The following is a 12,125-nucleotide window of genomic DNA, read 5'->3' on the forward strand; positions in this document are numbered from 1 at the left end:
CCAAGCCGTCCTGACCATCGCCATCATCAACGACTGGCTATGACGGGTTATGAAACACGCCTTAGACCACCCGTACGGCGTTCCTACATCGCGTCGGCCACTTCCGCGACTTCCACACCGCCGCGTCAACGTACCTGCCCGACCAGATGAGCGCCGGCCTCGCCCGCCTCGTCATTGCCGCCGAACGCGCCGCGGCGACCTACGTCACCACTTGTCCGCCACCGTGACCGGTATGCGCTTGATGGCTTCACTGGCGCAGGCCGCCCAACCGGTCAGCCGAACCACTGAGGAGGAACCGTTGATGACGGCCGAGGCACAGGCGTCACAGACGGCGCCGCGCGCGGTTCGGCGTACGGTCGCATGCTGCGGCGCGGCGGCGGTGCCTGGACGTGGCGGCGGCCACTGTTTGATCGAACCGGATCAGGCGTACAGTTGCCAGATCCGAACCCGCTGCACCGCACGAGGCGTGGCGGCACGGGCTTCTCTCCATCGTTCAACGCGCCTGGATGGCGCGCCCTCGCGGCATGCTCGATGAAGGGACCCATCATGAGCACCGGCCATGCACTGACTGCGCAGATCCTGCTCGTCGAAGATGACCTCGGCGACGAGCTCATGGCCCGGGAGGCGTTCGGCGACGACGTCCAGGCGAGCCGCCTGCACGTCGCCCGTGACGGTGAGCAGGCCCTCGACTTCCTCTACCAGCGCGGTGACTACACCGACGCGCCACGGCCGGACTTCATCCTGCTCGACCTCAACCTGCCCCGCGTCGATGGCCGCCAGGTCCTGCGCACCATCAAGGACGACCCGTCGGTGGCCAGCATCCCCGTCGTGGTTCTTACCACCTCCAGCGCAGACGAGGACGTCGTCGCCTGCTACAACACTCACACCAACGCCTACGTCACCAAACCCGCCGACTACCAGGAGTTCGTCGACATCGTCCGGCAGATCAACCAGTTCTGGCTCGACACTGTCCGGCTGCCCAGCAGCGCCGCCGCCTAGCTGCCGGCTGCGGTGTCCGGTGGCAGGGCCCGGCACGATATCGAACAGGGCGTCCAGGCCGGTGATGACGAACATCCGGTGCAGCACATGCCTCGGACGGAAGATTGCGAACCGATGGCCGGCGTGCCGGGCCGACTTCTGTGCGCGGACCAGCGCGCCGAGCCCGGACGAGTCGCAGTACACCACACCGGCCAGATCCGCGTGCACCACCACCGCGCCGTTGGAGCCGTCGGTGGAGTACGCGGCGCGCGCCCCGGCGTCGAAGCGCACGTCGCCGCGGACCGCCCAGCACGGCGCCGCGCCGGCCGTCGCCGAGGAAGGCGAGCTCCCGCAGGACGTGCGGCACGGCTACAGGAACTCCTTGTGGTACAGGTCGATGAGTTCGCCATAGTGCGGGCCGATGTTGGCCACGTACACCTCGTCGAAGCCCGCGTCCTCGTACGCCCGCAGCTGCGCCGCCTGCTTCGCCGGGTCGGGGCCGCAGGCGATCGCCTCGCGCACGACGTCCGGCGTCACCAGCTGCGAGGCCTGCTCGAAGTGCTTCGGCGACGGCAGGACCTGCGACAGCTCGCCGGGCAGGCCCGCGTTCGGCCACAGCCGGTGCGCGGTCGCCACACCCTCGTCCTCGGTACGCGCCCACGACGCCTTGAAGCCGCCCTGCACCGGCTTGTCGCCGCCGCCCGCCTCGCGGTACCCGCGCACCAGGCCGGCGTCGGGCATGGTGAGGATGTAGCCGTCGGCGATGCGCCCGGCGAGGTCGAGCGCCTTCGGGCCGAACGCGGACAGGTAGACCCTGGGTGGTGTCGGCGTCCGGGTGTAGACCTGAGCCTGCTCGACCGCGAAATGCCGCCCGCGATGGTTGACGAACCCGCCGTCCCACAGCTTGCGCATGACGCCCACGGCCTCCTCGAGCATCTCGAGGCGCTCGCCGGCCGAGGGCCACCGCTCGCCGGTGACGTGCTCGTTGAGCGCCTCGCCGGTGCCGGCGCCGAGGATGAACCGCCCGTCGTGCAGCACGGCGCTGGTGGCCGCGGCCTGGGCGACGACCGCCGGGTGGATCCGCTGGATCGGGCATGTGACGGCGGTGGTGACCGGGATGTCCACGACCTGGCTGAGCGCCCCGATCATGGACCAGACGAACGGGCTCTGCCCCTGTTCGTCGTTCCACGGATGGTAGTGGTCGGAGATCCACAGCCCCCGGAATCCGGCGTCCTGCGCCATCCGCGCCTGCTCGATGAGCTGCGCCGGGGTGTACTCCTCGCACGACAGGAAGTAGCCGATTCGCATGTACATACCGATACCCAGAGGTGGCCTGTCTGCACCTGCCCGCTCGACACCTGCCGCCCGCCCCGCCGCTACAAGCTCTCTCCAGCTGCTGCCGCGCGGGTCGTCGGCGCCGTACCCGGCCCGTGCACGCCAGGTGGCGCGGGCAGCGCGGCCCGGTATCCCATCGTCGTGCAGCACCGTCGCCGCGGCGGTGAGGCTGACGCCTCACCGCCGAGCCCGGGGACGACGGGGGTGCAGCGACTCGTCCGCGCTGGCCGCCCTCATCCGCGCACAAGCCCGCCGCCCGCGACGACTATCGGCATCTACGCCAGATGCATTTTCGGAGGTGCGCCCGTGGGTGCTGGCCGGCGAGGAGTGCGGACGGGTCCCCGACAACGAGGCGCTCGTGATCTGCCACCGCCCGAGCGCTTGCGCCAGACGAGCCGGCGCCGGCGGAATGTGATCGGCCGGTGAAGACCCGCGGCACCCCGGCTTGGGAGCCGTTGCCCCGGCAGCCGCTCGGCGGGCAGACATCAGCCGTCTGGTGATTGATCGACGGCATGACCGGTTCGGGCGGCGCGGCACCACGGCGGGGTATACGCCGCTCGTGGTGGCCGCGCCGCAGGACGTCGGGCTCTTTCGTTCATCCCTCGCCCGAGCGCTTGCGCCAGTCGCGCATCGCGTCGCGGATCTTGTCAAACACCGCGGTCGGCGGGCCGACCATCAAGTTGACGGCCGCGGACTCCCCAGCCGCGGGATGCGGGCGTGTCGGCGCAACCGCCTCGGCCGCCTCGAACACGGTCGCCATCCCGCGCAGCCGGTCACTGTCGGCGTGCTTGCGCAGCTGCGAGAACTCTCGTTGCTCCTCCTTCGTGGCATGGGTCACCACTGATTCGGCCAGGACGCTCAGGTGCCGGTCGAACTCCGGATGATCGATCCCCAGGTCGTAGAGGTCGGCGAGCGCCCGCTTGGCGTCGGACTCCTCTTGAAGCCGTTCGCCGACGATCGTGTCTCCGTCGGAATCAGGTCACGCGCCGCCGGATGCACGACGATCTCCTCGGCGTTCTCGTGCACGGCCAGCATCCTGACCAGCTCGTGGAACAGCTCCTCCTTCTGCCTTCCCTGAGCGGAACTGACGCGCGTGAACATCTGCTTGATCTCGGTGTGCCGGGCGAGCAGGATCTCCACGACGTCGTACTGCTTCGACGGCTCACCGATGGCCTGGGTGACATCGTTCGGCGAGGCGAACCGGTCACGGGGAAGGTCCTGCAAGGTCCGCATGACCTTCTCGTTGGCACCGTTGTCGCGAGCCTGCTCGACAAGATGCCGTTTGTCCGTCGGATAGTCCACGTCATCGAGGTAGCGCTGGACCTCGATCGCGCTAGCAGTCATGGTGTGCTGCTACCCGCCGGTGCGTGATCCAAGCCCGGGACAGCCGACGAGTCGGACCCTCCCCCAGCCGGAACGACTTCGCGTTTGCGCAGCTCAACAGGCGGGTACCCGGACCGCAATCATCCCGTCCGTACCCACCGGGGAGTGGCGATGTCGACCGACGCGATCGTGATGCTCAAAGAGGACCACCAAAACGTCAAGCGGCTGTTCAAGGAGTTTCAGGCCGCGCAGGACGGCACTCCCGAGCGCAAGTCGAAGATCGTCCAGCAGATCCTTGAGGCGCTGACCGTGCACACCTACCTCGAAAACGAGGTCATGTACCCCGAGGTTCGCCGTCTCCTGCCCGATCTCGAACAGGACGTGTTGGAGTCGTACGAGGAGCATCACGTCGCCGACGTGCTGTGCCTGGAACTGTCCACCATGGACGCCGAAGACGAGCATTTCGATGCGAAGGTCACCGTGCTCATCGAGAACGTCACCCACCACGTCCAGGAGGAAGAGGACGAGTGGTTCCCGAAGGTCCGGGATGGCCTCGGCCGAAACCAACTGCAGGAGATCGGCGCGAAGATGCTGCAGCTGCGCCCGAAGGCGCCGACGAAGCCAGCTGAACCCGCCGCCCTCAAGAAGGCGCTCGACGCCGTGCGCGCCTGAGCGACGCGTCGCCTGCCACCGTAACCGATCGGACCGTTCGAATCCGGCCGATCATCACTGTGTAAGATCCCTCGGCTGTTGGCCGTCCAGTGCCGGGTCGTGCGGCCCGGATGGCGGGGTACCCGGTCAAGGCCATGGTCGCTGACGAGGACCGTCGCCGGGCCACCGAACAGGTCGAGCGCCGCATCCGGGACGGGACCCGGGTGGCACGGCGCCGCCGCGGCGGTTCAGGCGCAGCAACGCCGAGTCATCCGCCCAACCCGGTAGGCCGGACCTTGACGCGCGAGGTCGGTTAGCTGGACACGTGTCGGGAATCCCTTCGAAAATGGGACCAAGATCCGTTCGCAGAAGGCCGCCACTGGCTCGGCAAAGGGCGTCGGCCTCGGCATCGTGGCGGGCGCAGCGGCCGGAGCGGCCATTCTGCTGACCCGCAAGGTGGCGGCCACCGCCAAAGTCGGCAAGGGCCACCCTCTCAAACACCGGGTACTCGACATGACCGCAGGTGCGATGCAACCGAAGTACCCGTTGCAGGCGATGAGCACCTACCTCAACGGGTTTCACATGTACGCCGACGACATGGGCCGCCAGGTCGAGGCGAGCCACTTCTGCATCCACCTGCAACACGACCTGCACCAGTGCGTCATTTTCGATCGGAACGCCGCCGATGCCCGCCTGATCGGGATCGAATACATCATCAGTGAACAACGCTTCCACGACCTACCCACGGAGGAGAAGCGGCTTTGGCACAGCCACCACTACGAGGTGAAGTCAGGGATCCTGACCGCTCCTGGGATTCCCGACGTTGCTGAGCGTGCGTACTTCGAAGACCTTGTCACTACCTACGGCAAGACGTTCCACACCTGGCAGTACGACCGAGACGACTTCCCCTACGGCATCCCGCAACTGATGATGGGCCTGACCGAAGACGGCCAAGCCCGCGAAGAGCTCATCCACGAGCGCGACCGCCGACTCGGCATTTCCACGCCGCGCAAGCGGAGCAACCGTGCCGATATCCCCATGCCGAACGTGATGGCCGGCGCGAACCTCTGGGAGAGCGGCTACACCGTCCAAACCCAGCTGCAGGAACTCGACTTCAAACGCTGACCGCGGACTCGCTGCGAAACGCAGGCCCGCCGGCAACCGGCTGTTCGTCCGCGCACGGCTCCTGACCAGCTCGGTCACCCGGACGGTGCCGGCGGCCCTCGCCGCCGCATCGGCGACCGCCCGGCCGGACCACCCGAGCGCGGCACTGCGGATCACCGGCGTGACCGTCCACGATGGATGGCAGCGGCCCGACCTCTTCGGCGGGCCGTGCGGCGGACGGTGACGGTGCGCGTCCGCAGCATCGGGACGGCCACGGCCTCCGTCCCGGCGGTTACGGTCACGGTCGGCCGCGGCGAACGCCCAGCCGGCTTCGTCGCGGCCCCGCCCTTCGACGAACTCGGCCCAGGGCAGGAACGCGAGTACCGCGTGCCGGTGACCATCCCTGCGCCCGCCTACGGCACGTACACCGTCCACGGCCAGATCACCGCTACCGGCTGGCCGGCAGGTCCGTCCGCCGCTTTCCACGCCGTGACCACGACCCAGCCCTGGGGCCGCACCACTGCTAGTCGTGGTCGTCCCGCTGGCATACCGACAGCAACGGGCGGCCGCGCACGGCCACTCCGCCGTCATGACACGGCCAGCCGGGATTTGCGCCAGGGCGACCGAGCGGCGATGGCGCTACGCACGGTGCAGAATCGGCGGCGTTCACCGCGTGACGCAGCGACGTGCTGCGGGACCGGGACCTGCCCGATCACGGAGCAACGGCAATAGTCGATCATGCAGGTCCAGTCGCCTGCGCCCGCACCGAAGGCAGGCCGGACTCTCGGCCGTGCCCGAGGGCCCGGCGAAGTGCCCCGACTTCCCGGGCAACACGCTGCTGCCCGACTACGGCGACGGCAGCCGATGGCAGTACATCCTCAGTGCCGTGACTTGGCCGTCTTCGGTCAGGCCCGCGAAGAGCCACTGCGGGACGTTGCTCGGCAACGGCCGGGAGGCCGAAATGTGGCCTCGCCAGGACCTACACTCGCGCCACGAGGCGAGCGCATGTCCTGTGGTGGGTCCTCGTCGGTGTCGGCTTCGCCGGTGTGGTGGCGACGTTCGTCGCGATCTTTCTACTCGATGTGACACCATCTCCACTGCTTTTCGCTGTGCTGCCGGCGTTGGGCATAGCGTCGGGCCTCTTCCGTACTTGGCTGAGAGGCCGGACAGGCTACGACCGCAGCCGTTTGCCTCGCTAAAGGCTTTCGGGCATCAGGCGGCTGCTTCGGCTGAGGCGGGAGCAGTCCATCGCCCCCATCGTTCGCCATCTTGAGAGGGCGAGGGCGCTGTGGCGGCGGGGTTGGCCGTGGCTCGTCATGCGTTGGCGGGGCCGTCGATCTTCGTTGTCTTTGGGCCTGCTGAGCTGGGGTTTGTGCCGTTCGGAGCCGGTGTCGACGACGTCCCGCACCTTGTCTCCGACCGCCTCGAGCACGCCCTGGGCGCCGCCCTTGACCTTGTGCTTGGCGCCGCCCTCGGTGATGTCCCCCACGAGCTCCGGCAGCCCGGCCTTTTCCTGCGAGATGTCCAGGCGGTTGACCGCCTCGGCGAACCTGAGGTAGGTGTCGACGCTGGCGACCACGATGCGGGCATCGATGGGCAGCAGCTCGATGCCGACGAGTGAGACCCGCACGTACGCGTCGATGACCAGCCCTTTGTCGAGGATCGTGTCGATCACCTCGGCCAACGACGTCGACGTCGGCCGTTCGATCCCTCCGCCGCCGCTCGGCTGCAAGGACGTGCTCATCGTCAATCCCTCCTGTCGCGGCCGGAACGCTCCGCGGTGCGCCGCACGGGCCGCTCCTGGCGCCGCCGGGGCCGTTCCCGTGGTGCCGGCTCCTCCGGCTCTTCGCCCTCGTCCTGTGGCTCTTCGGCCTCTTCCTCTTCCTTCTCCTCCGGCTCTTCCTCCTCGGGCTTCTCTTCCTGAGGCTTCTCCTCCTCGGGCTCTTCTTCCTCGGGCTCCTCGGGTTCGCGTTCGCCGCGGTCCTGCTCCTGCTGTTGTTCCTCTTCCTCCCGCAGCGCGGTCTCGTGGTCCTTCACGACCTCTCCGTCGCGGATCTCGCCGCGCCAGCCCTCGGACTCGTCCAGGTTGAGGATCGACTGGGTCATGACGTGGCGCCGGTAGTGCTTGAACTCCAGCCGGGCCCGGCGGCCCTGCGCCCGCCACAGGTTTCCGGTGCGTTCGAACAGCCCCTGCGGGTGGTACTCCATGGCCAGCATGACCCGGGTCAGGTTCGGCCCGATCTCGTGGAAGGTGACCGAGCCGTCGACGTGGCCCTTCGCGCCCTTGGAGCGCCAGACGATGTTGTAGTCGGGGATCTGCTGGACGATCGTGGCTTCCCAGGTGCGGTGGGACCAGAAGACCTGCGCCTTCCAGGTGTTCTTCGCGTCCTCCTCCTGCTCGACGTTCTCGACCTTCTTCATGAAGCTCGGGAACTGGGCGAACTCCGTCCACTGGTTGTACGCGACCCGCACCGGCACGCCGACGTCCAGCGTCTCCTCGATGTTGGTGAGCTTCAGCTTCTTGGGCTTGCCCTTGCCGCCGCCGAAGACGCCCTTGACCTTCTCCTTGAGGCCGGTCCAGCCGCCGGAGATCGCCGCCCGCAACGGCGACTTGCCCTCGGAGATCTGCTTGGCGCCGGCGGCCGCCGCGCTGAGACCGGCGCTGCCCGAACCGCTCGCGTAGTCGGTCAGGCGATCCGTCAGCTTGCCGACCTTGCGGCCGGCCGCATCGATCGCGCTGCGCCCGGCGGCCTTGGCCAGCCCCTGCAGCTCGTCCTTCACCAGCTGGCCGATCTTCTCGCCGATGCCGCCGATGACCTTGCCGCTCGATTGTCCAGCCATGATGGGCTATCCCTCTCTGCGCCGCCGTACCGGAGGCCGGCCAACGCGCCGCCTGCCCATACTCACCAGGTCCTCGTCCTCCTCCTCGCGCTCGTCCTCGTCGGCTTCCTTCTCCTCGTCCTCGTCTTCCTCCGGCTCCTCCTCGCGCTCGGCGCGCGGCCGGGCACGACGGGCGCCGCCGGCGCGCCGCCTCCCACGCTCCGGTGCCTCTTCGGCCTCCTCCTCCTCCTCGGGCTCGGGTGCGGTCCGCCCCTTCAGCGTCTCGGTGCGCTCGTGCAGCCGGTTGCTGATCGAGCCGATCCGGCCGGTCACCGCGGCCCGCGCGGCCTCCTTCGTGGCCTCGACCAGGGGGGCACCCATCTCACCGAGCTTGCCCAGCTCGGGCGTCGCCTTGAGGGCGCGCGCGCCATGGTCCAGCAGGGAACCGGGCCGGCTGAGCCGGCCGGACGCGGCCGCCGCGGCCAGCAGCAGGCCCCAGCGAAGCTTGCGTTGTCTCCCGAGCAGGTAGCCGATGCCGGCCGCCAGAGCAACCTGAGTCTTGCAGTTCATGGCCTCTCCCTCGGCGTGATGGCCGACCGGCACCTGGCCCGTGCGACGCCCGACGGCGATGCGGTCGGCGCGGAGCTGAACTGACGTGTGAGGCTCGCAGAACCGGGGGAGTACCCCCACCCCTCTGGGCGAAACAGCCATTCACCCGCGGCGGGCCGTGCGGCCCGCGGGACGGTGCAACGCCTTCAGGACCAGGCGCTTCGGCAAGGCCGCCCAGCGCCGCCCGGCGCCTCCCGGCCGCTCGTGGCTGCCGGGGCGCGGCCTGATCCAGGCGTGTTCATCGCCGTGGACGTGCCGCATGTGACGCTCGGCCTGCCGTGCCAACCGCACCGCGACGCGCAGCGCCGCCACGGCGCAGGCCAGCCACAGCACGGCAAGGACCAGCACGCCGATCGACCACGAGGACATCTCGGCCACCCTCTTCGTCCGGGCACGGCGATGCGGGCGCTCGCTGCCGCGGCGCCGGCGTCGACGGTGGCCGACAGCGGATCGTGGCAAAGGCCGATGGCGTAGCGGCGGCTGCCCGCCAGCCGATCGGTGCACCGCCATGGGACGACGCGGGTGCTCGGGCGCGGGCGGGCGGGGCGCCTCTCGGCCCCGCCCGCCCTTGGTGTCGTACTTCTTCGGAACTTCCCGCTGCCGTGCCGATCGGACTTCGACGCGGCGAGTGGGTGGCTACCCACCCCGGAACTGCGGAAACCCGTGCGCCGGGTGAGCGCCCGCCGCAGCCAGCGCCGTGTCAACCAGCTTTGCTGTACGCCCGGGTGCCGCGTTTGGTCAATGCGCCATATGGCATTCGCCATCGGACGCCACATGATGGGCGTGGGGCATTGGAGGAGGACGGTCGCATGAGCGGTGCGGACAGTCTGCGCAACAAGGCAGAGGAGATCAAGCGCGAAATCAAAGAGACGGCTGGTCGGGCCGTTGGCAATGAACGCCTGGAAGGCGAGGGTCGAGTCGATCAGGCCGCGGGCGACGTCAAGCAGGCCAGCGAGAAGCTGAAGGACGCTGCAAAGGACGCATTCGGCGATTAGGAACGGTTCAGGGGTTCGGCTGCCGACCGGCAGGGTCGCCAGTCCTGCCGTGCGCGGTGAGCCCCGATACGTGCGCTTCGACAACGCCAGAACCGCCCGGAACGGACGCTCGTCCGAGCAAGGAGTGAAGAAATGATTGCCCTCTTGGTGCTGTTGCTGCTGGTCTGGCTGGCCTTCATCATCGTGGGTGTCGCGGTGAAGGGCCTTTTCTGGCTACTGGTGATCGGCGTCGTCCTGTTCGTGGCCACCAGCGTGATCGGCTTCGTCAAGCGCGAGGCACTGGGCCGCAGGCATTGACCTGAGAGGCGGCCGGCTCGACGGTCCGGGCGGGGCCGGCCGCGTACCCCGGCACGCTGCGCAAGAGGCGTTCGCTCTCCTCTGGGTCTCGTGTTGGCTTCTCGCGTCGGTCGCCGTGGCAGGCTCTCGACGGCCAATGCGTAGTCCTGGGCGGCCAGTACCGGAGGCGGCTCGATCGCGGCCACCCAGGTCTGGATGCGGAACGGGATTCAGACGCAGTGTGCCGTGCAGAGGCGTCGGCGGGCGTCGGCAAGGGCGATGATGACGCCTTCCGCGGAGGCGATGTTGCCGACGATTTCGGATATGCACACCTGCGCCGATTCGGGGAGTTCAATGTCGGTGGAACGGCCCTGGATGACCGTGACCCGGTCGGTGAGGCCGGCTTCCGCGATTGCCCGGCGCGCCTGGCCGGCGGTGTCGGGTTGCTGCTCAACGGCGAAGACATGCTGGGCGCCCGCTCGGGCGGTTTGTATCGCCCAGAGCGCGTCGCGGCCGGTTCCGATGTCGAGGGCGACCTTGCCGCGGACGGAGGAAGAGATGGCCTCCCGGTAGGCGCGCAGATCAGCAGCCACCGCTCGATCATCCGCCATCGGCGGTGATGGTGCCGGACGCCAGGAACATTGGCATGCTTCGAACAAGGGTCTGTCTGAGTGAGAACGGATCAACCTTTGTTGCGAACCCACAGCCGTTTGGCTGGTTCCAGTTATCCACAGCCCTGCCGAGTTGTCCACAAGTTGTCCACAGCGTCCCTCCACAGGGACTGCTCGGCGATCTTGATCGGCTCCGGCACGCGCGTGCCCCGTCCACGTCCATGACGACCGGGATAGGAAGCAGCGGGCCAGGGGTGCCGGGGGTTCACCCTCGCCAGTCTGTGGATCGGACTGGTGGGCAGGGAGCTGGGCCGTGGACGTGCCTGATGTGCTCAGGATTCGGGCGGGTTCAGCCAGGCGGCCAGTTCGCCGACCCAGCGCTGTTCGGCGGCCTGCGCCTCCTTGACCGCCCGCATGGCCCGCAGATCGTTCTCGTCGAGGACGGGCAGTGGCGGCAATGGCGGCGTCGGCGGCAGCTTCAGGCGGTCCTGGACGATGCCGAGGTTCGTGCGGATGTCGTCGTAGGCCCGTTGCGGCTCGGAGGCCTCTGGTGCGCTGGCGAAGCCGTGTGTGGGCCGTACGACGACGGCCTGCACGACGCTGCTGCCGCGGCGCACCGAGACATACTCGGCCTCGGCGGGCACGATGTTGAAGGAGATCTCGAGCCGCTGCCGGCCGGTCGGCGCCCACCACGCGCGCCAGGCGTCGTCGCGGTTGAGTTCATCGTGGAGGCAGACATACGTCAGCTCATACTCGGCGGTCATCTCCACGTGCAGGTCGAGGCCCTTGGAGAACAAGCAGCCACAGCGATTCGAACCTGCCGTCGACCGGGTCGTGTTGCATCGATCTCCCTTCGGTCGGTGAGGCTGCTCCCGGCCGGTCCGTGACCGGCCGGGAGCAGCGGAGGCGCACTGGGTAATGAACCATCTAACAAATTTGTTGCCCGAGGGACTGCGAGGTGATCGCGGTAATGCAACTCGGTACCAACAGCGACGGATCACTCCGACCCACCTGGTGAAGCTGAGTCGAGGTACAGTCCCCAACTTCCCACTCGACGACCTGCGCACTCGACACCCGTCAGCCTGCTCCGCAACTGGGCCTGACCGCAGCTGCCTATCGGCTCGCGCCGAACGGCGGGCCTGCCCCGGGCCATTGACTGCGTGCTATGGACTGAGCCGTCCCTGAGCCCTCCTTGGCCATAGCGCGACGAGGGACGCGGAGATCCGCGACGGCGCCCCGTTGGACAGGGCATCGTCGCTCGTAGCGCCCTACAACACCGTGCGATCGTGCGTGCCGACGCATTCGACCGCTATATCGATCCTCCATCCATCCCTGTTTCCTCCAGCTGTAGGTCGCCGGGCGCATCCGCGACGACAGCACGTATCCGTCTTTGTTCGCCGCCCGAGGCTGGCGGGCGGCCGTC

The 12,125-nt window shown here is 68.5% G+C and carries 14 protein-coding genes and 1 pseudogene; 5 read left to right on the plus strand and 10 right to left on the minus strand.

Annotated features, from left to right (window positions below; genetic code table 11):
- The first annotated feature begins 546 nt into the window (after positions 1 to 546).
- A complete protein-coding gene (locus tag ABD352_RS29410; protein ID WP_344615758.1) occupies positions 547 to 999 on the plus strand; it encodes a response regulator in 453 nt (150 codons plus the stop codon).
- Between the two features lie 48 nt (positions 1,000 to 1,047).
- Here the strand turns inward: ABD352_RS29410 and ABD352_RS57745 are convergent.
- The 4 genes and pseudogenes from ABD352_RS57745 to ABD352_RS29425 all read right to left on the minus strand — a co-directional run.
- Positions 1,048 to 1,269 (minus strand): annotated as a pseudogene (locus ABD352_RS57745) (STAS domain-containing protein); the annotation flags it as partial.
- A gap of 78 nt (positions 1,270 to 1,347) precedes the next feature.
- Positions 1,348 to 2,286, minus strand: coding sequence for a TIGR03557 family F420-dependent LLM class oxidoreductase (locus tag ABD352_RS29415; RefSeq protein WP_344615788.1), 939 nt, complete (start codon positions 2,284 to 2,286; stop codon positions 1,348 to 1,350).
- 622 nt (positions 2,287 to 2,908) lie between these two features.
- A complete protein-coding gene (locus tag ABD352_RS29420) occupies positions 2,909 to 3,154 on the minus strand; it encodes a hypothetical protein (RefSeq protein WP_344615759.1) in 246 nt (81 codons plus the stop codon).
- Positions 3,155 to 3,171: 17 nt separating this feature from the next.
- Complete coding sequence (locus tag ABD352_RS29425) at positions 3,172 to 3,657, minus strand: DUF2795 domain-containing protein (protein ID WP_344615760.1); 486 nt, start codon at positions 3,655 to 3,657, stop codon at positions 3,172 to 3,174.
- A 150-nt stretch (positions 3,658 to 3,807) separates the two neighbouring features.
- On the opposite strand from ABD352_RS29425, the gene ABD352_RS29430 reads away from it, so the two are divergent.
- Entirely contained in the window at positions 3,808 to 4,308 is a 501-nt protein-coding gene (locus ABD352_RS29430) for a hemerythrin domain-containing protein (protein ID WP_344615761.1), read from the plus strand.
- Between the two features lie 390 nt (positions 4,309 to 4,698).
- Positions 4,699 to 5,412 carry an OBAP family protein gene (locus tag ABD352_RS29435; RefSeq protein ID WP_344615762.1) on the plus strand — a complete coding sequence of 238 codons (714 nt, stop codon included), beginning with the start codon at positions 4,699 to 4,701 and terminating at the stop codon, positions 5,410 to 5,412.
- A gap of 1,174 nt (positions 5,413 to 6,586) precedes the next feature.
- Here ABD352_RS29435 and gvpJ read toward each other — a convergent pair.
- From gvpJ to ABD352_RS29455, 4 genes are all read right to left on the minus strand, one after another.
- Positions 6,587 to 7,135, minus strand: coding sequence for a gas vesicle protein GvpJ (gvpJ, locus tag ABD352_RS29440; protein ID WP_344615763.1), 549 nt, complete (start codon positions 7,133 to 7,135; stop codon positions 6,587 to 6,589).
- A gap of 2 nt (positions 7,136 to 7,137) precedes the next feature.
- A complete protein-coding gene (locus ABD352_RS29445) occupies positions 7,138 to 8,232 on the minus strand; it encodes an SRPBCC family protein (RefSeq protein WP_344615764.1) in 1,095 nt (364 codons plus the stop codon).
- Between the two features lie 6 nt (positions 8,233 to 8,238).
- Positions 8,239 to 8,781: a hypothetical protein gene (locus ABD352_RS29450; protein WP_344615765.1), complete on the minus strand. Its 543-nt coding sequence runs from the start codon at positions 8,779 to 8,781 to the stop codon at positions 8,239 to 8,241.
- A gap of 141 nt (positions 8,782 to 8,922) precedes the next feature.
- Entirely contained in the window at positions 8,923 to 9,189 is a 267-nt protein-coding gene (locus ABD352_RS29455) for a hypothetical protein (protein ID WP_344615766.1), read from the minus strand.
- Between the two features lie 440 nt (positions 9,190 to 9,629).
- Between ABD352_RS29455 and ABD352_RS29460 the strand changes: the two genes are divergently transcribed.
- Positions 9,630 to 9,815 carry a CsbD family protein gene (locus tag ABD352_RS29460; protein WP_344615767.1) on the plus strand — a complete coding sequence of 62 codons (186 nt, stop codon included), beginning with the start codon at positions 9,630 to 9,632 and terminating at the stop codon, positions 9,813 to 9,815.
- 132 nt (positions 9,816 to 9,947) lie between these two features.
- Positions 9,948 to 10,112, plus strand: a complete 165-nt coding sequence (locus tag ABD352_RS29465; RefSeq protein ID WP_344615768.1) for a hypothetical protein — start codon at positions 9,948 to 9,950, stop codon at positions 10,110 to 10,112.
- Between the two features lie 209 nt (positions 10,113 to 10,321).
- On the opposite strand, the gene ABD352_RS29470 is transcribed toward ABD352_RS29465, so the two are convergent.
- Positions 10,322 to 10,684 (minus strand): SAM-dependent methyltransferase, encoded by a 363-nt coding sequence (locus tag ABD352_RS29470; protein WP_344615769.1) that lies wholly within the window; start codon positions 10,682 to 10,684, stop codon positions 10,322 to 10,324.
- 350 nt (positions 10,685 to 11,034) lie between these two features.
- Positions 11,035 to 11,472, minus strand: a complete 438-nt coding sequence (locus ABD352_RS29475) for a hypothetical protein (protein WP_344615770.1) — start codon at positions 11,470 to 11,472, stop codon at positions 11,035 to 11,037.
- Positions 11,473 to 12,125 lie beyond the last annotated feature (653 nt).

It is taken from the genome of Dactylosporangium salmoneum (assembly GCF_039532525.1).
In the GTDB taxonomy this organism is placed as follows: Bacteria; Actinomycetota; Actinomycetes; order Mycobacteriales; family Micromonosporaceae; genus Dactylosporangium; species Dactylosporangium salmoneum.

Bases quoted from the DNA above. Each gene is read 5' to 3' on its own strand.
- ABD352_RS29425 (WP_344615760.1), bottom strand. From the start codon at position 3,657: ATGACTGCTAGCGCGATCGAGGTCCAGCGCTACCTCGATGACGTGGAC.
- ABD352_RS29415 (WP_344615788.1), bottom strand. From the start codon at position 2,286: ATGCGAATCGGCTACTTCCTGTCGTGCGAGGAGTACACCCCGGCGCAG.
- ABD352_RS29410 (WP_344615758.1), top strand. From the start codon at position 547: ATGAGCACCGGCCATGCACTGACTGCGCAGATCCTGCTCGTCGAAGAT.
- ABD352_RS29445 (WP_344615764.1), bottom strand. From the start codon at position 8,232: ATGGCTGGACAATCGAGCGGCAAGGTCATCGGCGGCATCGGCGAGAAG.
- ABD352_RS29455 (WP_344615766.1), bottom strand. From the start codon at position 9,189: ATGTCCTCGTGGTCGATCGGCGTGCTGGTCCTTGCCGTGCTGTGGCTG.
- ABD352_RS29450 (WP_344615765.1), bottom strand. From the start codon at position 8,781: ATGAACTGCAAGACTCAGGTTGCTCTGGCGGCCGGCATCGGCTACCTG.
- ABD352_RS29465 (WP_344615768.1), top strand. From the start codon at position 9,948: ATGATTGCCCTCTTGGTGCTGTTGCTGCTGGTCTGGCTGGCCTTCATC.
- ABD352_RS29460 (WP_344615767.1), top strand. From the start codon at position 9,630: ATGAGCGGTGCGGACAGTCTGCGCAACAAGGCAGAGGAGATCAAGCGC.
- ABD352_RS29430 (WP_344615761.1), top strand. From the start codon at position 3,808: ATGTCGACCGACGCGATCGTGATGCTCAAAGAGGACCACCAAAACGTC.
- gvpJ (WP_344615763.1), bottom strand. From the start codon at position 7,135: ATGAGCACGTCCTTGCAGCCGAGCGGCGGCGGAGGGATCGAACGGCCG.